The 18,779-nt window shown below is 66.5% G+C and carries 18 protein-coding genes; 6 read left to right on the top strand and 12 right to left on the bottom strand.

From position 1 onward, the window contains the following. Positions 1-233: 233 nt before the first annotated feature. The 4 genes from ACWEQQ_RS26100 to ACWEQQ_RS26085 all read right to left on the bottom strand — a co-directional run bounded on the left by ACWEQQ_RS26100 (position 234) and on the right by ACWEQQ_RS26085 (position 4,551). Positions 234-1,697 carry a wax ester/triacylglycerol synthase family O-acyltransferase gene (locus tag ACWEQQ_RS26100; RefSeq protein ID WP_452350055.1) on the bottom strand — a complete coding sequence of 488 codons (1,464 nt, stop codon included), beginning with the start codon at positions 1,695-1,697 and terminating at the stop codon, positions 234-236. A gap of 100 nt (positions 1,698-1,797) precedes the next feature. Continuing rightward, positions 1,798-2,088 (bottom strand): DUF4342 domain-containing protein, encoded by a 291-nt coding sequence (locus ACWEQQ_RS26095; protein WP_452350054.1) that lies wholly within the window; start codon positions 2,086-2,088, stop codon positions 1,798-1,800. Between the two features lie 478 nt (positions 2,089-2,566). Then, entirely contained in the window at positions 2,567-3,478 is a 912-nt protein-coding gene (locus ACWEQQ_RS26090) for an alpha/beta hydrolase (protein ID WP_452350053.1), read from the bottom strand. Then, positions 3,475-4,551, bottom strand: a complete 1,077-nt coding sequence (locus tag ACWEQQ_RS26085; protein ID WP_452350052.1) for a saccharopine dehydrogenase NADP-binding domain-containing protein — start codon at positions 4,549-4,551, stop codon at positions 3,475-3,477. Before ACWEQQ_RS26085 ends, ACWEQQ_RS26090 begins: the two co-directional genes overlap by 4 nt. A gap of 63 nt (positions 4,552-4,614) precedes the next feature. Here ACWEQQ_RS26085 and ACWEQQ_RS26080 point away from each other — a divergent pair, with 63 nt between their 5' ends. Further along, the gene (locus ACWEQQ_RS26080; protein WP_452345156.1) at positions 4,615-5,223 is read left to right on the top strand and encodes a TetR/AcrR family transcriptional regulator; all 609 of its coding nucleotides are present in this window, start codon (positions 4,615-4,617) and stop codon (positions 5,221-5,223) included. A gap of 621 nt (positions 5,224-5,844) precedes the next feature. Here the strand turns inward: ACWEQQ_RS26080 and ACWEQQ_RS26075 are convergent. Beyond that, complete coding sequence (locus tag ACWEQQ_RS26075) at positions 5,845-6,333, bottom strand: hypothetical protein (RefSeq protein ID WP_452350051.1); 489 nt, start codon at positions 6,331-6,333, stop codon at positions 5,845-5,847. 212 nt (positions 6,334-6,545) lie between these two features. Continuing rightward, on the bottom strand, positions 6,546-8,030 hold the full coding sequence (locus tag ACWEQQ_RS26070) for an FAD-dependent monooxygenase (RefSeq protein ID WP_452350050.1): 1,485 nt from the start codon (positions 8,028-8,030) through the stop codon (positions 6,546-6,548). A gap of 93 nt (positions 8,031-8,123) precedes the next feature. On the opposite strand from ACWEQQ_RS26070, the gene ACWEQQ_RS26065 reads away from it, so the two are divergent. After that, the gene (locus ACWEQQ_RS26065; RefSeq protein WP_452350049.1) at positions 8,124-8,771 is read left to right on the top strand and encodes a TetR/AcrR family transcriptional regulator C-terminal domain-containing protein; all 648 of its coding nucleotides are present in this window, start codon (positions 8,124-8,126) and stop codon (positions 8,769-8,771) included. Positions 8,772-8,903: 132 nt separating this feature from the next. On the opposite strand, the gene ACWEQQ_RS26060 is transcribed toward ACWEQQ_RS26065, so the two are convergent. Beyond that, positions 8,904-9,311 carry a MarR family winged helix-turn-helix transcriptional regulator gene (locus tag ACWEQQ_RS26060; RefSeq protein WP_452350048.1) on the bottom strand — a complete coding sequence of 136 codons (408 nt, stop codon included), beginning with the start codon at positions 9,309-9,311 and terminating at the stop codon, positions 8,904-8,906. Between the two features lie 151 nt (positions 9,312-9,462). Here ACWEQQ_RS26060 and ACWEQQ_RS26055 point away from each other — a divergent pair, with 151 nt between their 5' ends. Together ACWEQQ_RS26055 and ACWEQQ_RS26050 are read left to right on the top strand one after the other, a co-directional pair. Next, positions 9,463-10,590, top strand: a complete 1,128-nt coding sequence (locus ACWEQQ_RS26055; RefSeq protein WP_452350047.1) for an NADH:flavin oxidoreductase — start codon at positions 9,463-9,465, stop codon at positions 10,588-10,590. Positions 10,591-10,784: 194 nt separating this feature from the next. After that, positions 10,785-11,027, top strand: coding sequence for a hypothetical protein (locus tag ACWEQQ_RS26050; RefSeq protein ID WP_452350046.1), 243 nt, complete (start codon positions 10,785-10,787; stop codon positions 11,025-11,027). Positions 11,028-11,714: 687 nt separating this feature from the next. Here ACWEQQ_RS26050 and ACWEQQ_RS26045 read toward each other — a convergent pair. From ACWEQQ_RS26045 to ACWEQQ_RS26035, 3 genes are all read right to left on the bottom strand, one after another. Then, entirely contained in the window at positions 11,715-13,841 is a 2,127-nt protein-coding gene (locus ACWEQQ_RS26045; RefSeq protein ID WP_452350045.1) for a serine/threonine-protein kinase, read from the bottom strand. Between the two features lie 1,177 nt (positions 13,842-15,018). Next, positions 15,019-15,438, bottom strand: a complete 420-nt coding sequence (locus ACWEQQ_RS26040) for a hypothetical protein (RefSeq protein WP_452350044.1) — start codon at positions 15,436-15,438, stop codon at positions 15,019-15,021. Between the two features lie 651 nt (positions 15,439-16,089). After that, positions 16,090-16,299 (bottom strand): LysR family transcriptional regulator, encoded by a 210-nt coding sequence (locus ACWEQQ_RS26035; protein ID WP_452350043.1) that lies wholly within the window; start codon positions 16,297-16,299, stop codon positions 16,090-16,092. A gap of 103 nt (positions 16,300-16,402) precedes the next feature. Between ACWEQQ_RS26035 and ACWEQQ_RS26030 the strand changes: the two genes are divergently transcribed. Both ACWEQQ_RS26030 and ACWEQQ_RS26025 read left to right on the top strand, forming a co-directional pair. Further along, entirely contained in the window at positions 16,403-16,735 is a 333-nt protein-coding gene (locus tag ACWEQQ_RS26030) for a putative quinol monooxygenase (protein WP_452345169.1), read from the top strand. Further along, positions 16,732-17,193: a nuclear transport factor 2 family protein gene (locus tag ACWEQQ_RS26025; protein WP_452345170.1), complete on the top strand. Its 462-nt coding sequence runs from the start codon at positions 16,732-16,734 to the stop codon at positions 17,191-17,193. Before ACWEQQ_RS26030 ends, ACWEQQ_RS26025 begins: the two co-directional genes overlap by 4 nt. Before the next feature lie 19 nt (positions 17,194-17,212). On the opposite strand, the gene ACWEQQ_RS26020 is transcribed toward ACWEQQ_RS26025, so the two are convergent. After that, on the bottom strand, positions 17,213-17,602 hold the full coding sequence (locus ACWEQQ_RS26020; protein WP_452350042.1) for a hypothetical protein: 390 nt from the start codon (positions 17,600-17,602) through the stop codon (positions 17,213-17,215). A 330-nt stretch (positions 17,603-17,932) separates the two neighbouring features. Continuing rightward, positions 17,933-18,769, bottom strand: coding sequence for a MurR/RpiR family transcriptional regulator (locus ACWEQQ_RS26015; RefSeq protein WP_452350041.1), 837 nt, complete (start codon positions 18,767-18,769; stop codon positions 17,933-17,935). Between the last annotated feature and the right edge of the window lie 10 nt (positions 18,770-18,779).

The raw sequence follows: 18,779 nt of genomic DNA, 5'->3' as shown, positions 1-18,779 counted from the left end.
CCTTCTTCGAGCCCAGCGAGCGACACTTGCTTCGCGCACCATGCAACACGAGCGGATGTTCGCGCCGATCGCCGCTGGATCCTCGATGACCCCCGGTGCCGCGACAATGCACTCGGCCGACCACAGGTAACCGAGCAGCAACTCGGCGTCACCCTCTGACAGCGTGTCCGGTGCGGCGTCGAACCTTGCCCGGCGTTGCCGCTGGCATCGCTGATTCGATAAGGCGGGATCGGTCACCGCGGTGACCGACGCGGGGTAACCGGTGCGTCAGGTGTCGGTACCGACGCCGTGGCACCAGCCCGACCGCCCGTCTCAGACCCGAGGATCGGATGCTCGAGGTCATCGAGTGCATCGCGCACTCCGCGGGCGAACACCTCCACGTCCGGGCAGCTGTCCTGGTCAGCGGCGGCAGTGAAGTTGAGCTGGCCGGCGTACGACAGGGCGGCGACGACAAGCGTCAGGTTGCCCATGGGTGGCAGCACGGGGAACACCTCCAGCAGCGGCGCGCCGGCGAGATACAGCCGCATCGGCGGACCCGGGACGTTGCTCACGACCAGGTTCACTGACCGCTGCCGCGGAAACAGCCGGTACCAGATGCGCTGGCCGGCAACGAATCTGAAGATCCCGCTGCCCGCCTCGGGGCGAGCCTTGCCCCTCCGTGCGCTTGTCTCTGCGGCGATCAACGTGAGCCTGCACGACGAGTCCGGCTCACCGACCGGCAGCGGGACCATCATCCATCCGGGCGTGTTGCCTTGCGCTTCCCCGGGCCGCGCATCGTGGTGCGAGATGGTCACCATCGCGCGCTGGACGAGCCCGTGGACATCCTCGCCGCGGCTCGCCAGCAGCTGGCGCAGGCCACCGGCAACCGCGGTCAGCACCACGTCGTTGACCGTGGCGTGATGTACATGGGCGACGAGTTTGATGGCGTCGAGGCGGCCGCGGACAATGGCCAGTCGGCGCTCGTGGCCTACGGCGTGGTTGAGACTCGTTCGTGGGGCGGGCTTTTCGGTAAGCACCTCCCGCCAGGCCGGCAACGCGCGGCGTGCAAGGCGCAGTGTTCTGCTCGGATGGACAAGGCCCGACCACCCAAGCCCCAGTTCGTGTCTGCGGCGTCGCAGGTTGTCGCGAAGCAGTTCACCGGTGGACGGGGTGGGTGTCGGCGTCCACGGCGGTGCACCCTCGACGGGCGCGTCGGCGGTCCGGTCGAGCAGCGCCCCGAATGCGGCCATCGCGGCCGGGCCATCGGCGAGGACGTGATGCAGCTTCAAGAACGCGCCGACCCGTTGGTCCGGCAGGCCGGGCAGCAGCCACAGCTCCCACAGCGGCCGGGCGGGATCGAACGGTCGCCCGGCCAGTTGCTGGCATATCTGGAGCAACTGGCCCTGGTCGCCGGGCGCGGCAAGCGCATGGACGTGGATGTGCTCAGCGAGGTCGAAGTAGGGCGCGTCGATCCACAGCGGCCAGCCCAGCCCGAGCCGAGGCCGGCACAGCAGCTGTCTGAAGCGAGGCACCAAGTGCATTCTCGGCTCGAGGTGTCGCCGGACCACGTCGAGCCGGACGCTGCCGTCCTCGTCGAGCAGGCTTGTGCCGTCGAGGATGGCGAGCCCGCCGATGTCGGTGGACCAGCCGTAGTCGTCCCAGAGCAGCAGGAACAGGTCCGAAGCGGTCACCCGTTCCAGCAGACGGGTCTCGGCCATGACCTCACGTCCCTTCCTCGTGGCCTGGACAGCCGCCGCGGTTCCGAGACCTTGGAGGAACGAGTCGGCATCATTCACCTCCGGCCACCGCCCGCATTTCCTACGTCGGCGCAGTGATGCCGGTCTCTGTCGAGTCGGGAGTCTCTCGTTCGACTTCGATCGAGTAGTCCGCGGCGAGCGCGGCGAGCGCCCCGATCGCGGCCACTGTGGGCGCGAGGAGGAAGCCGACCACACCGACCGTCACGGGTACCTCCATCACGGTCTTGCCGTCGGAGTCCTTGATGATGATCCGACGAATGTTGCCCTCATGGACCAATTCCTTGACTCGCTCGACAAGGTGGCCGCCCTTCACGTCGATCTTCTCTGTCGATGTCGTCGCTTGCTGCGTCATTCCGTTCACCGCCTCCGCTGCACTGTCCGGCGGACCGCGGCCTCTCCGTTCCCGCGGCTCAGCCTCGATGTCCGGCTCATGACCGGACCCCCTCTTTTCTTCACATCGTCGTCTTCGGGACCGCCTCGCGGCAGGGCCGAAGGTCCACCCCTCACCGGGCCGAACCGCCTGACTGCCGGGGTCCGATTCGCGACCCGTTGATCGGTACCGCGCCGAACATCACCCTCTGGCGCCTCGGGCTGGCCGGTTCGGTCAGCGCGGTATCGGCTACTTACCGTGCGTGTCCGGCACGGGCAGAGCATCGACGGCGGTTTCGCGAGGCGCCGAGAGCCAAAATGGGTGCGCAGCGGACACTCCATAATCGTGGGCTACGACCGCGACCGATAATGACGCCCACATCCTCGACCGCCGCAAACCAGATGACCGGAACAGTCGCCACTGCGTCGGCTTGCAGCTATTGAGAGAAGGATCGGCGTGGTTATCGGGCGTGGTGGGCGGCGTGCCTCGTGAGGAATTCCAGCTCTACTCGGAGCACGTCGGAGTGGTCGATCCCGCCGTCATAGACGTCGTAATGCCCGCCGCGGCTGCGGTAGAGCTCGCCTCGGGGCGCTCGCGCGGCGGCCTGGGTGGCGGGTCCGGTGGGGGCCATGGTGTCGGATTCGGCGACGACCATCAGTAGAGGGCATTGGATTCGGTGGGCCGTTCGGACAGGGCGATGGACAGCGATGTCGAGCAGTGATCGTGCGGTGATGCGGTTGGGCCAGGGCTCGCCGTCGGTTGGGGTGAGTCGATGTAGTCCAGTCAGTGAGTCGTTTGTCGCGATCACGCCGAGGCTGTCGGGTCCGACGCTGAGCGGCAGGTATTTCGGCGGGTTGCCGACGACGCCCGAAAGCGCGTCTGCCACTGCGGTAGCGGTCAGGCGCAGCGTGCGCAGTGGAGCCACATTCCCCATCCCGGCCAAGCCGTCGACGAGGGGGCATTGTGCGATGGCTCCGGCCAGTGCCGGATCGGCGGCAGCGATATCGAGGATGTGCATGCCGGCGAAGGATGTTCCCCAGATGAACAGGCGATCGTTGTCGAGCGAGTCGTGGCGACGTGCCCAGGCCAGGGCGGTGCGGTAGTCCTCTCGCTGGCGGCGGATCGAGAGGAGCTCGCGCGGTGTGCCGCCGGATCGACCCCAGTGGCGATAGTCGAATACGAGGGCGGCAAAGCCGTTGTCGGCGAAGAACTCCGCGAACGGGGCCAAGCCGGCGGCTTTGACTCCGCCGATGCCGTGGGCCATCACCACCGTCGGGTGCGGCGCCGGTGACGACGGGAGGTAGAGCCAGCAGTCCAGTTCGGTGCCTGCACCTGCCGGGATACGCACGTGCTGTCGGGTGGTGTCGGTCATCGCAGGTCCTTCGCGGTCGAGTCGAGGGTGATCGTGACGCCCGCCGATCGGGCAAGATCGGCGCCGAACAATGCGCCAGGGGTGAACGCACCGGGGCGGGCATCGCCTTCGGCCAGGCGGGCCGCGACCAGGGCCGCGACGCGGCTGGTGAACGCATAACCCTCACCGGTCTGCAGCCACGCCCGGCGTGTTTCCCCGCCCTCCCATTCCGCGCACGCGTATGCCCACGACACTTCACCGAGCGTGGCCGGTGGTGTCAGTTGCCAGCGGTCGATGAGTCGGATCACGATGCGCCGCAAGGCTTCTACCCTCAGTATCGCGCCCACGATCGGTAGGGCGGCCCGGGCCACCCGGCCGGTGGGGACCTCACTGGAGGTCGCGATCACGTCACCGGCATTCGAGGCGCGGAGCGCGGCTTCCAGCTCGCCGGTGGGTACCGCCACCGTGGCACGCGTCGTGCCGTCGGGCAGCGGAATGCGTTGCAAGTGAGCGCCGAGCCGGGTCCGCACGAGGCGGCCGTCTCGGTAGACCAGCCCGCCGGTCGCCGCCGCATCCACCACGCTGGCCAGCACCGCCGGTCCCAGGCCGTCCACGACGGGCATCGCCGCCACTCGCACGCGGATCGGGGACGGGCGCCCCGCGCACAGCTCGTACACCAGCGCCTCGTTGGCCAGGGTGCCGAAGCCTGCGCCGGTGACCAGTGTCGACCCCGCGGCCCGGGCCGCGGAATCCATCTCCAGCAACGACCGCACGGGCTGGAATTCGTTGGCCAGATCCACGTAGTGACTGCCCGCGGCCACACAAGCCTGCGCGGTCGGGACCGTCGTCGCACCGAACGGCCCAACCGTGTTGACGACGACATCCGGTCTGCCCGCAGCGATTTCGGCGAGCGGATCATCGGTGACCAGCGTCCGTAGCGGCACCCCGCCCGACGCCTCGATCGTCGCGGCGGCCTCGGCCAGCCGCTGAGCATTGCGGCCGACCAGCACGATCCGATGCCCGCCGCCGCGTAGTTCGGCACTGATATTTCGCCCGGCGCGGCCGGTCGCGCCGACGATCCAGATTTCACCCATGCACATACGCTACGTTCTGTAGCGTATGTCTGGCAAGAGTCAATCCGATACAATCCGTAGCGTATGTCTGACAAAGGTAAATCCGCCGGGATGGGCCGCCCCCGCAATGCGGCCCTGGACACCGCCATCGCCACCGCCGTCGAACAGCTGTTGCTGACAGACGGTTACAGTGCAGTCACCATCGACCGCGTCGCTACCGTGGCCGGTACCACTCGCACCGCGCTGTACCGCCGCTTCCCGGGCCGCGTCGCCCTGATCGCCAGCGCCCTGGCCGAGCATTTCGGCACCGATCCAGCGCCCGACACCGGCACCCTGCGCGGCGACCTGATCGAGCTGCAACGCCTACAGGTCGAGTTCTTCCGCACCCCGGTCGTCGCCGCAGGCATCGCCGGCCTGCTCGGCGACCTCAGCGGCGACCCGCAATGGAGTGCGTTGTTCCACGAAGCCTTCATGGCGCCACGCCGCCGATCGACCCAAGCAATGTTCCAACGCGCCGTCGACCGCGGCGAGATCCCGCCGTTCACTCATCCCACCGTCGTCTCCGACATCCTGACCGGCCCCCTGCTGCTGCACGCAATGCTCCCAGCCACCGGCCCCCTCGATGACACCCTCGTCGCCGCCACCGTCGACGCAGCCCTGCACCTCCTCAACGTCGGCATTCGCGACGCGTAACCCGCCACACCCCGGAGCGTTCGGTCCCCGGCAGCCCAATACGCGAGCCGACCGCTGCGAACCGCGCACTATGCGGCAGGAGAAGGTGTCTCAGTCGTGTTCCGCCGACGGCTACGACCGGCTCATCCCATCGTTCACGGCCGACAACCGCACGATGCCATGCGCAACGTCCACTCCAAGGGGATCGCCCGCGGTCTGAAGCTGTTCACCACGGAGCTGACGACTGCGAAGTTCCTGCTGCGTATGCAGACTCGAAGGAGCGACCAGCGTCTGCATATCTCCGAGAAGACCTGCGGCAGTAGCGGAACCGGATCTGTGTCGCCAGTAAATCCAACCCCGCGACTCGGCCCACACACCCACGCGGTCCAAGACAACACCGAAGAGAACAAGGCCGACAACCAACCACACCAACGACATAACCGCCCCCTCCACGTCCTGGTACGACGATACCCGGCGCGGTTCCGTGCCCGATCCAGACAGCGCGCCACGCGGATCTTCGGACGTGGCGCATGGCTGCTCTGAACGGCGCCCTATGCGGCTAGGACATTGCCCGTGAAGATGATTGGCGGTGGCGACCATTCGCGATCGGACCGAATGGGTGTGATGATCGGGACGAGGCGGCTAGGGATGGGCTCGGCGGAAGCCTTGGTGTTCGGATCTTTCGATGACCAGGCCAGGGTTTCTGCTGTGCAGTTCCGCGGCAATGTCGTCCAGTGATGTCGGGCGCAGCCAGCGCTCCGAGATGGTCAGTGGGTAGCCGACTGCGATCTTGCCTATCGGGCCGTAGATCCATCTGAGCCAACGCCTTTCGGTGATCTTCGGGCTGGGCTCGACCAGTTCGATGGCCAGATACCTACTGCCATGGGCTGTTATCAGATGGATACGCGATATCGCAGCCCACGGAATTCGGCCGAAGGGGCTGAACGTCACGCCCTGATCGTCGACTGCCACCTCGGGTGAGGGACGGACGATGTGGTCCAGTCCGACGAGAAGAGAAAGGATTCCCGCGACGATCGGCGCCACCACGGGGAACGTCAGCCGCGAGCCGGTGGTCGTGGTCGTCACGAGTAGCAACCAGCCGCCCGCGATCCCTAACAGACCCAGCGACAACATCTCTACCCAACGGACCCACGAAGATCGAAAGATCGCCGGTGGTGCTGAGACTTCCCGAGGCTGGTCCACAATCGTGGACTGTAGCGGTCAGCATGATAGGGCCCTCCCGTAGATCTCTCTGCTGAACCATTGCCAAGCGCCCGATTTCGACGTGGCGCGGTCTACGTGCCTTCGTCCAGGAGGGCGCACCGCCAAGTTGTCGATTTGCCCTACACGCAGGCCGATTCGCCGACCCAGGTCGTCAGAGCATCGATCAGACCGGCCGTGCTCGACTCATCGGTCGCCCATGCGACATAACCGTCGGGGCGAATGAGTACGGCGGCCGGGGCCGGGATGGTTCCGACTGCGGGGACGGCCCACTGCGCGGTGTGGGTTTCGGCGGTGACGATCTCGAGCCGGTTCTGCCACCGCGCCACGTCGGGGACGGCATTCCCGTTGAGCACCAGCAGGACCGGGCGAGCCTGCTGAAGCAACCGGTGGAGCCGGGTTTCGCCGTCCGCGGTGGTGAGGCCGGCGTCGGGTACGCGGCGTCCGGCCAGCGGGTGGTCGCTCTTGGTGTCGTAGCGGATGTCCAATGCGGTGATCATGAGGCCGAGCCGCGTGCGGACCGCGTCCATGTCGATCAGATCGCTCACGGTGTCGCGCAGTGCGTCGATGTGCGCACCCGGGCGCATGAGGGCGGTCTGGGCGCGGGTGTTGTGCAGGACGCGGGCCGCGATGGGGTGGCGCTCGGTCTCGTAGGTGTCGAGCAGTTCGTCGGATGCGTTGCCGCGCAACACCGCTGCCAGCTTCCACCCGAGGTTGACCGCGTCCTGGATGCCCAGGTTCTGGCCCTGACCACCGGCCGGGTAGTGGATGTGGGCGGCGTCCCCGGCGAGGAATACCCGCCTGGCGCGGTACCGCTCGGCCTGGCGGGCGGCATCGCCGTAGTGCGTTACCCAGCGCGGGCTGTGCATGCCGAAATCGGTGCCCGCGAGCTCCATGAAGTGCTCGCGGAAGGCTTCGAAGGTCAGCTCGGCGCCACGTTCCAGCACCATGTCGTGCCGCTGGACGATCAACCGGTACCAGCCGGGCTGCAATTGCACCACCGAGAAGTCACCCGGGCCGCTGCGGTGGGCGAAGAAGGGCTGCGCCGGCGGATCCGCCAGCTCGACATCGGCAATCATTCCGGTCACGGTCGCATCCGTCCCGGTGAAGGCGATGCCCGCCAGCTTGCGCACCGCGCTGCGGCCACCGTCGCAACCGACGAGATAGGCCGCGCGAATCCGGCGGGGGTTGGCTCCGCCGATCTCGACCTCGACGCCCGCGCCGTCCTGGCTGAATCCGGTGATCGGCGAACCCCACTGTGTGTCCGCGCCCAATTCCGTAGCGTGCGTGTCGAGTTCGCGTTCGATAATGGACTGGAGGATGGCGAGCATGTAGGGGCGGCGGGTGGGGAAGTCGCTGAAGTCCAGCGACAGTCCCCCGAAGTGCCCGGCCTGCATGATGCGGCCCTGCGGCAGCAGCCGATCGAGCAGTCCGCGCTGATCGAGGATCTCCATGCTGCGGGCGTGGATACCACCGGCCCGTGATTCGCCGGTGCGCGCCGGAAGTCCGTCGACCAGGACGACATCGACGCCCGCGAGCCTCAGTTCGGCGGCCAGCATGAGCCCGGTCGGCCCGGATCCGGCGATGACTACCTCGGTGGTTTCCATGACGCTCTCCTTAACAACGTTAAATCGCTTAACGATGTTAAGGAGAGCAGAACGTTGTTAAGCTGTCAAGGAATCGGACGAAAGGGGTGGTCGATGAAGAAGCTCGACGCCGACGTGATCGCCGAGGCTGCGCTCGGATTGCTCGACGAGCTGGGTCTCGACGGCCTGACCATGCGCAAGGTGGCCGCGGCGCTGGATGTGCAAGCGCCCGCGCTGTACTGGCATGTCAAGAACAAGCGCGAATTGCTCGATGTCATGGCGCGTTCCGTGTTCGCCTCCGCCGTCACCGATGTCGAAGCACCACGGCAGGGAGAGAGTTGGCAGGACTGGGTGGCTGCGGTGGCCGGGCGGCTGCGGCGGTCGATGCTCCGCTACCGCGACGGGGCGAAGGTCCTAGCGGGCACCTATGTGAGCGACGAATCCATGTGGCGCACGGTCGAATTGACGCTGCGCACCTTGGAAGATGCCGGCTTCGCGCTGCCGGAAGCCGGCCGGGTCTTCCCGATCCTGCTGCACTACACCGTCGGTTTCGTCATCGAGGAACAGTCGCGCACCGGCGCGGAGTACATCGACGGCAACCCCTACGAGCTCGAACATATCGGCCAGGGGATCGACTCCGACCGCTATCCGCGCACGGCGCGCATGGTGGCCGACACCTTCACCGCGGATCCGGACGCGGAGTTCGACCACGGGGTGCGCGTCATTCTCGCCGGAATCCTCGCCACCACACGGGCGGGGTGATTCGACCAGCACTACCTTTCACAGTTCATCGCCGCCGCCGGGCGGCGGGGTCGGTCTGGGCTCGCCACTGGATCAGCGCCTCCGCGAACGGCCGCGCGCACTTACCGAGAGACCACACCGAGGCGTGCCCGCTCACTCCGGCCGGGCGGCGAGCTGGGAGACGAAGACCCGTTTCAGCAGGACATACAGGTGGTCCTGATCTTCGGCGCTGAGGCTGTTCAGGCCCTCTCGAGTGGTGTGCATCTTCGCTCGGATGGCGTCGGTGACCTGCTCGCCCTCGACCGTGATGACGAGGTTCGTGACGCGCCGGTCGGATGCGCTGGCCTCGCGGCGCACGAGGCCGCGCTTCTCCAGCCGGTCGATGATCCCTGTCACGTTCGAGGCGTCGCAGACCATGATGTGAGCCAAGGCGCGCATCGCAATCGGGCCTCGGCGCAGCACGGTCAGCGCCTTGCCCTGAATCGCGGTGAGGTTCTCGCTCGCCGCCGCGAGCGTGAAGTCTCCGTAGTAGGCGCCGAGCGACACCGAGAGCAGCTCCATGAGCTGAGCGGTGTCGACGCGGGGAGCTGCTGCCATATGAACCAGCCTATCCACAGAAACTTGACTACCTCAAATATTTACCACTAGCGTTTGCCATATTGCTTGAAGTTCTCAACCATCTAGATTGACAAGTAACCACGAGGAGTGCCCAGTGACCGTCACCGCGTCCGACGCCGTTCGCACGGCTCAGGTTCTGTCACGACCCGTCACGCTGAACGGACTGACCGTTCCGAACCGCATCGTGATGGCGCCGATGACGCGCATGTTCTCCCCCGGCGGCGTTCCCGGGGAGGACGTGCGCGCCTACTACGCCCGCCGCGCTGCCGCCGGCGTGGGGCTGATCGTCACCGAGGGGACCTACGTCGGCCACGATTCGGCCGGGCAGAGCGATCGGGTGCCTCGATTCCACGGTGAAGAGCAGCTGGCGGGATGGGCGAAGGTGGCGGCGGACGTGCACGCCGCAGGCGGCAGGATCGTGCCGCAGCTGTGGCACATCGGCATGGTCCGCAAGCATGGCGAGGAGCCCTACGCCGATGCCCCCGCCGTCGGCCCCTCCGGCATTCGTGTCGACGGCACCGAGGGCACCGGCAAGGCGATGACCCAGGGTGACCTGGACGACGTCATCGGCGCCTTCGCGGATGCCGCCGCGGCCGCCGAGCGCATCGGCTTCGACGGCGTCGAAGTACACGGCGCCCACGGCTATCTCCTCGATCAGTTCCTGTGGGAACGGACGAACCGCCGAACCGATGCCTACGGTGGCGATTCCGTGGCCCGGACGAAGTTCGCGGCCGAGATCGTGGCGGCGATCCGGGCGGTCGTCTCACCCGGGTTCCCGGTGATCTTCCGCTACTCGCAGTGGAAGCAGGAGGCCTACGACGCGCGGCTCGTCGAGACCCCGCAGGAGCTGGAAGCGATCCTGGCCCCGCTCGCCGCGGCCGGCGTCGATGCCTTCCACGCCTCCACCCGCCGCTACTGGCGCCCGGAATTCGAGGGCTCGGACCTGAACCTGGCCGGCTGGACCAAGAAGCTCACCGGCAAGCCCACCATCACCGTCGGTTCGGTCGGCCTCGACGGCGACTTCCTGCGTGCGTTCACCGGCGAGGGCGCCGAACTCGGCAGCCTCGACAACCTCCTCGACCGGCTGGAGCGTGACGAATTCGATCTGGTCGCTGTCGGCCGAGCTCTGCTCCAGGACCCGGAGTGGGCGTCCAAGGTCCTGGCGGGGCGGATCGACGAACTGAAGCCGTACGACGCGGCAGCACTGAAGACACTGAGCTAGCCGTCGGCGGTAGCGACGCGTCACGAGCTGGTGGGCGACTCCGTGTCGTCGGCTGGTACATCCGCCACGGATGCGTCACTTCGGCGGTGATCCACGTCGCCCTCTCCGCCCAGTCCTGAATCCTGTACTCGACGGCTGGAGCTGTGCCAGCCGAAGTTGTTGTCGGGAAGCAACTTACGGGCATTGTGGAGCGCGTGAACGCACTCGACTCGGCAGTCGCGTGCGCTCTGCCGACGTCGAAGACTCAGGGCCCGTTGATTTTCAATGGGGATGTCGATCGTGCGGGGTTCGGCGTGACCATCGAATCGGTCACGGCAGGAGTGGCCCTGTTCCGAAATCCGATCGGCCGGCTGGTCAGGGAAGGTGCGGGTTTTCACCCTGGGGTGGGTGTTGCGCGATCCGTTCACAGACGAGGATTGACCCTGTTCACGTCGTGAGCGATACCGCCCCCAGGGAAGTGATGCAGATGCCTCTTGCTGTTCAGTTTCTGTCTTCTCGTCCCGGGACCCCCGGCAGGCGAATGCGCTTGCGTACCCGGCGCCGCGTCCTGCTCTCGATGGCCCTTACCGGCGGACTCATGCTGCTCGGCCCCAGCGTCTTGGGGATGTCGGGGTCGCTGGCGCTAGCGGCACCACCGGTGGCATCCGTGTCGTCGTTCGATGCCGCCTCGCAAAGCTACTGGCATCCGCCGATACTTCGGTGCCCTCACTTCGACTGCTAACTCAGTTCCCCACCGGGCGGCGGGCTCTCCAGGACACGGAGCGGCGGAGGCTCCTGCCAGATCTATCCGGGGTGTTCCAGCCCCGGACCAGGGCGGACTGGCTGCGGCGCCCGGGCAGCCCACCTGTGACATGAGCGAGCGGCTGGCGAAGCCGGACGCGGTGGCCCCAGGGAGCAACCGAAGCCCAAGGATCCATGGCCAGAGCCACAGCCCCGCCTCAGCAGGGGCTGTGCTGGTGCTGGTGCTGGTGAGGATCGCAAACGGAAAGCGCCCGGACCTACCGAGTTCGCACATCGCATCGGCATCGAAGACCAGTTGACTTCGTCTGTCGGCATGACGCGAGTTATCGACGAATCGACGTGCGGTCGACGCTGCTCAGCCGACGCGGCGGAGACATCGGCGCCTACAGCGGGTTCTTTTTGAACCAATCGATCAAACCCTGATCGGTCTTGGGACGGTTCGAGGGGGAATCGGGACCGACTGCTTTGACTCGAATGGCGATGTCGCTGCTCTGATCCAACGCAACGAGCGTCGGTACAGGATCGGTGGTGCAGGTGAACCGACCGACGGTAGTGCCATTTCGAATCGACGGTTGCTCGGGAACCGTTGCACCGGCGCACGCGCGCCCGCCGGACTTCCTCATGACACCATCGAAAAACTGCGTCGCGATCGGATGGTTGGGAAATTGGAAAAAGGTTGCTGTCGGCGCACCAGATTCGTTGCCCAAGCATACGACGACGGCGGTCGCATCGCTCTCGGGTGACTCGTGTCGACAGTATCGTGGGTTGTAAGTTTTGGGCAGTTTGGTGAGCAGATCACGGTCGGCTGGAGTGGTGTAATCCGGGTCCTTCGGTTTGGTCCGGAATTGCGAATTCCCCTCTCCCGTGTCGCTCAGTGTCCAGAACAAACCTGCGCTACCGCCCACCGACTCGGTGAAGTAGAAAACCGCCATGCTCATGGCCGCGTCGTCGGTTTGGATCACCCCCGACGTCGGTGGTGTCGTAGTGGCATCCATGAAGCAGGCCGTCCGCCCGACCTCCCTGCCGTCTCTCGTCGCGGGGCCGTCCGGGCCGGCTGGATAGCCCGGACAGCTGCTGGTCTGTACCGGTAAGCCGTGATAGGCCTTGCCTAGCGCGTCGGCGCTGGGAAACAGGTGGAACTCCGCTCTGGGCACGCGGATTTCCGGAATCTCGTCGCAGGCGAGACGGGCTTTCTCCCCCAGAATCGCCTCTGGCTTCCAGTGATGACAGATGCTGCGGTTGTACGGGCCTTGCGCGTTCATCAGCAGAGTGATGTCGTCGTCGGTGAACTCGGATTTCGCCGCCCCTGGGGCCGGTGGTGCGGGCTTGTAGAGCAGCGACCAGGCTCCGACGGCCACGACGGCCACGACGGCCACGGCAGCGGCGATCCAGAGGCGGCGTGGCCGGCGCCTGGGCCCAGGGACGGATCTCACCTCGGGCGTGGAGGTCGCCCGGGGTGCGGGATGCGCCGCCATGGTCGGATCGTATTCGAATACGGCAAGGGGACTATCGTCTGCGGCGTCGCCGGTTGACGGTGCAAGTGCGGCGTGAGCGGCGGCGGCCAGTTCGCCGGCGCTGGCGTAGCGTTCATCAGCCGACTTCGCCATGCCGCGCGCGACGACAGCGTCGATCGCGACCGGGATTCCCGGTGCGTAGCTGCTCGTTCGGGGTGGAAGTTCGTACATGTGGGCCCGCATGATGGCGGCGTCGCCCCCATCGGTCGCGTAAGGGCGGGTGCAGGTCAGGCATTCGTGCAACACGCACGCCAGGGCATACACGTCGACAGCCGGGGTGGCCGGGCCGGGTTGGAAACGTTCGGGTGCCATGTAGTTGAACGACCCGATCGCCGATCCGGTCTGGGTCAGGCGTTCGTCGGTGTTCGTATTGGCCAGGCCGAAGTCGGCCAGGTAGGCGAACCCGTCGTGGGTGAGCAGGATATTGTCCGGCTTGACGTCACGATGGACCAGGCCGTCGTGGTGTGCCGCGTCGAGTCCGGCTGCGATCTGGCAGATCACCGAGACAGCTTGCTCGGGCGGCAGCGGGCCGCGGGTTCTCAGCACGGTGCGGAGGCTTTCGCCGTGCACGAGTCGCATGTCGATGTAGAGCAGCCCGTCGATCTCGCCGTAGTCGTGGATCGGGATGACGTGGGGCTCCTGCAGCAGCGCGGCGATGTGGGATTCGCGCCGGAACCGGGCCCGATAGACCGGGTCGTCGGCCAGCTGTTCGGGCAGCACTTTCACCGCGACTACCCGGCCCTTGGTGGTATCGAGTGCCTCGAATACCCGGCCCATCCCGCCGGAACCGATCAGCCGCCGCAGGCTATATTTCCCGAACGTCGACCCTGGCATCAGTGGCGGCCGTAGGTTGTTCACGACTGCCTTGCCTGCGTTGTCGGCAACCTGCGCAGGTTGATCAGAATCGAGAATCGGCGCTTGAACATTGTCGACCTGCCAGCTGGACGACGATGCGGCCTCGGCCCCTTCGGCGAAAGTGCGACCCCACTGCCACACGATCTATGCCCCCTCACATTCTAGTCCGACGGTATGGACCGGCGTGCTACGACTGCTCGGGGATCGACCGGCTCTCGCGCCGACACATCGAGCGAATGCTGATGACTCACTGCTGATGGGGGTGCCGTCTCGTTCCACAGACTCGTCTGGAGGATTGTGGTTCGCTGCATGCTGCGAGCAGCGTGCGGCACGCGGCCGGTACGGTGGCCGGCCCCCCACTGCCCGTGTGTCGGAGTCGAGTGCACGGTGGTTCACCGCCTCCGCGACCAGTTCGCGGCCCACCTCGCGGAAAAAGGTGTAGCGCGGTAGGCATCGGCTCGGTCGCGAACATCCGCGACAAAGGTGGACGGCATTCGTGAACTCCTGGAGAGCTGGTTCGTGTATCGGCGCGGCGCGCGATGGGTGAGGTCTGCCGCTTCGTTGGTAGCAGCCTTGACAAGAATCTTCGGCGTCGGCGCTCGTCTCGAATAGCCACCATAGGTGGCGATCGTTTTCACCCCTGGGCAATATCTCACGCCCTGGGTGCCGACACAGCACTGCTGGTCGGCCCCGATTCCACCGCGGTTGTACAACGCCCATGGCCGCGACCGGGCGGTCATAGACCAGTCGGGACCGAGATCGGTCGCGGGCATCACCGATAAGCCGGCCTGGAAACCGGGTCGATACCCGGCACGCCGGTCATGCCGACATCCTCGCCGAACAAGTTCAGGCGAACGAGCAATCAGAGCGCGAGCAAACGAATAGCGGACAGGCCTCCTCCCGGCTCCTCGACGACGCCCACTGATCACGGGATCCAAGCGACCCCTGCACTGGATTCGGTCGACTACGCTGCACGCTTCGTGCTGCCGACCGGTCGGGGTGGCGAAGGCCGAGGCGGGTGGCGAGTTTCCCTTTGCTGACCCGCCACCCACGCCGGCAGACGACGGTTATGCAGAGGGGCTGGCGATAAAGCACCACAGGGCGAGAAGGGGGTCGGCGTTGCACAAGCCGCCGGCGACGGGTTCGGTTGTTGCCGGAGCGGGCGATTCGAGCGGGAGGGGGTTGGCTGTGGCGGTGCCGGCGGCGGACAGGGTTGCGGCGCCGATCAGGAGGGCGGCAGAGATTCCGCGGCGTGCGAGCATGTGAAACTCCTCAAAGCATCGGGGGTGGGGCGAGAAGAGGTCGGGTGGTGGCCGGATCAGATTGCTACGCAGGCGGATCCGAGGTTGATGCCGGCGCCGACATCGACGGGCTGCCTGATTTGAGCTGTCGCGTTCGGCTGGATGGCGTAGATGTAGGTGATTTTCGTCGAGGACGGGGTCCAGGTCGCCTTCGCTACGCCGTTGGAAGGCTTCGCCTCGGCGAATCCGCTGGGGCCCTGGCCCTCCTCGAAGAAGTAGACGGTCTGGCTGTTGTCGTCCACCGCGACGGTGACGGTGTACGAGCAGGTCGTTCCGTACGTGTGGGTGCCGAGGGTGAAGGCGGGCGCGATCGCGATGCTGGTGACGGTCGCCGAGGCCGACGGCGCGGTCAGTGCGGTCACGCTTGCGACGACGCCGAGTGCGGCAGCACCCGCAGCGATCCGTTTCGTCTTGGGCGAGTTCAGAATTCGCGTCATGGTGTATCGATCTCCTGTCAGGGTCGAAATCGGTTCGGCCGGACGGTCTGCCGCCGGCCGAGGGTGAGAGCCGCGGTGCCCTTGCCGGCGATCACGCCGTCCGTCGCATTGATGACGTAACAGCGGCGGGTCCGCCGGCCCCGACCAGCGTCGCGATCGCAACCGCCGCCAGGACACCGATCCGCGCCGAGAACTGTTGAACCTTGCGCTTTTTCGGACTCACAGTCCATTCGTCGGATGATCCTCGGACACCGTTAGCAACAGCGGCGGCCCCCAAAACTGGGGGCAGCGTTCGAGCAGCTCTATCGGAGCCATCCGAGTTCGTGGGCGAGTTCCTTGGCGGCGGACCGGATGCGGCGGTGTAAGGGTGACTGCTCGCGTGGATGCACCGGATAGACCGTCAGGGCGGGTGCGCCGCGTAGGGGGCGCCAGGTGAGGCCGGCTACCTGGGTTGACAGGGCTGCCTCACCAGCGAGCGACAATGTGACTCGGTCGTACAGGTCTCGCTGGGCGATGTCGAATGAGAGTGCCGGCGTGTGGAATCGAGGTTCTCGGCCGCCGGTGCGTAGCAGCGCCTTCAGTTGGTCGTGGACGGCCGGATTGGCGGCGCGATCGTGGATTCGGACGGGATATGCTGCGGCCGCGTCGATCTCACGCGGCGGGCGCCTCCTGCGCCAATGCCATACCGGCCGCGGTCAATTCGACACGACGAGTGCTCCGCAGCAACAGCGCCGTCCCGAGTTCCGCCTCCAACCGGCGTGTGCGGCCGCTGAGCGCCGGCTGGGCGATGCCGATCCGCTCGGCCACTCGCGTGAAATTCAATTCCTGCGCGAGTACCAGAAAATACCGCAGGCTCACCACGCCCGGAGCTATGCGTCCCCCCTGCCGATTGATAACGATCCGTTCTGACTCTATCCCGAATCGATCTTTCGCTCGACCGTGCGCGTGACCCTAACCTGCACATATGACAATCCAGCTGACCGCGGTGCTGGACATCGCGCCCGCGCACACCGCCGCTTTCGAGTCCGCGATCACCACCCTCGCCAAGGCCGCGACCACCGAACCCGGTGTGCTCGTTTATGGCTTCTGGCGCGATCCGGCCCAGCCTGGCCGTTATCTCATCCGGGAGCGCTACGCCGACCAGGCGGCAGTCGACACCCATATGGCGCTTGCGGACGTCGTGGCCTTCACCGTCCTGCTCCCGGAGTGGCTGACCGAGGACTCGCACGTGATCCTCGAAACCACGACCGACCTGACCCGAATCCCGTTGTCCCGCAACCAGGAAGGTGCACTGTGAACGACCGGGATTCGAAAGTCGCCGCCATCGCCGCCTTCTTCGACGCTTACGCCCGCTATGACCTGGACGGCATGCGCGCCGTTCTCACCGAGAACATCGCCTGGACCATTCCCGGCCGTCACGCCCTGTCCGGCACCAAACACGGCATCGACGAGGTCGTCGCCTTCTTCGATCAGCTGTCCAAGGCAGGTATGAAGGCGGAGACCTTCTTCCTGGAGGCCAACGACGAATACGTCGTGGACATCCACCGCGGCTACTCCACCGCCGGCGCGGGCAAGGTGGATACCATCTGGGCGCTGGTGTGGCACTTCAATATCGACGGCAAGGTCGACCGGGTGGTGAACCTCTCCGGTGACCAGCATCAAATGGACAGCTACGTCTGGCAGAACTACACGCTCGCACCACTACCCGAACGGCTCGCACTGGCTGCAAGGCAGTCTGTTCGGGTGCACGATTGAGCGGCTGCTGACGCTGACGCTACCTCTCGATCTCTTGGGACGTGGCCATGGTGGAGTGGATTCCGCGGGCTTCGGCGGCCGATGGTCCACCTCCGGTCCCACCGGTCTCGCCGTGGTCGCTGCAGCCGTCCCCGGTCTGGCTGGGGTCGGTGCAGGTGTTGTCGCCCCCACCGCTCTCCCCGCAGTTTTCGGTGTCGCAGCCATGGGGCGGGACGGGCGGAGGCGGAACCGGCTCGGCGGCATTACCAATCCATCCCCAGGTCCGATCGACCTGCACCACGCCGGGCGCTGCACTCGGCGCGGCGAGGGCCGGAACCGCCGCCGTCGCGGGAACTGCCATCGCCACCCCCGCCAGCACGAACGCGGTGAACAGCTGACGTGTGGTACTTCGGTAAGTCTCGTTGGTCATCATCATTGCCTTTCCCGGACTCGGTGAACCGGCTGCTGCGCCTGATCGATTTCGTCACCTCGCACGTCTCGTTCGAGTAACGACTACGCCGTCGTGACCATCCGGGGTGGCGGCGCGGTCGATGGTGTCGCTGTGAAAGCCGCTTCGGCGGGCAAATCCGAGTAGCCCGGTGTGCGCATGTCCGGGGACACCGTCCATGAGATGCCCCCATGTGCGATCGCCCTCAACCGAATTTTACTCAGGTGATCAACAGCGGAAAATGGCCATCTCCGGCACCGAGACGAGGACCGGGTGCGTGCTCGTCGGCGGATCCAGATGCCATGGGCGGGTTCAGGGTTGGTCGTCCATGAGATCGAGGTCTTGCCACATTTGCTGGATCTGGCCCGAGGCGCGGATCGCGTCGTCGTCGGCGAGTTCGCTGAGAACGGCCTGGATTGCGGCGACTACGCCGGTGAGGGATGGTCCGGCATGGGTGGCCTCGATGGGGGTGAGGATGAGGTGGTCGGCATCTCCGGCGAGGGGCGAGGTGCGAAGGTCGGTGAGAACGCTGACGGTGGCGCCACGGTCGCGGGCGAGTCGGGTCAGGCCGCGCAGGGTTCGGGTCAGACGCCAGATGTTGATGGTGATGAGGCAGTCGCCCTTTTCGAGGCGAGCGACGTCGACGGCCTGCGTGGTGGAGGAGCCGAGGGAAAGCCGGATGTCGTGCCCGGCGATGGCACCGAGGTAGCCGAGGATGTGGGCCGGCCCGGCTCCGCTGCCGGAGCTGATGATGAGTGTGCGGCGGGCCGCCTTGATGGCCCGGGCGGTGGCACGGATGGCGGCGAGATTGTCGGAGGTGGCAAGTGCGACAACGTTGTTCGCGTCCTGCCGCAGCATCTGGGCTGCGGGGTCGGCGGCCGCGGGGCCGAGGGAGATGTCACCGGAGGAGACGGAGGCGAGGTAGAGGGCCCGGAGTTCCTCGCGGAGCTGGGGCCAGCCTTCGAAGCCGAGTTGCTGCGCGGTGCGGACCACGGTGGAGACATTGACGCCGGCTCGTTCGGCGATCTCGCGGGCGGAGGAGTAGCTGGCGAAGTGCGGCGCCCGGACGAGCACCTGCGCAACGCGTTCGGCTTGGGGACCGAGCGTGTCGCGTGCGGTTTGCGCTGCCAGCCATGCCTCGATGCTCACGTGTCGTCTC

This window comes from Nocardia sp. NPDC004123 (assembly GCF_053603795.1).
The sequence above is the reverse complement of the archived record's forward strand: the minus strand, read 5'-3'. Positions and strand labels throughout refer to the sequence as shown.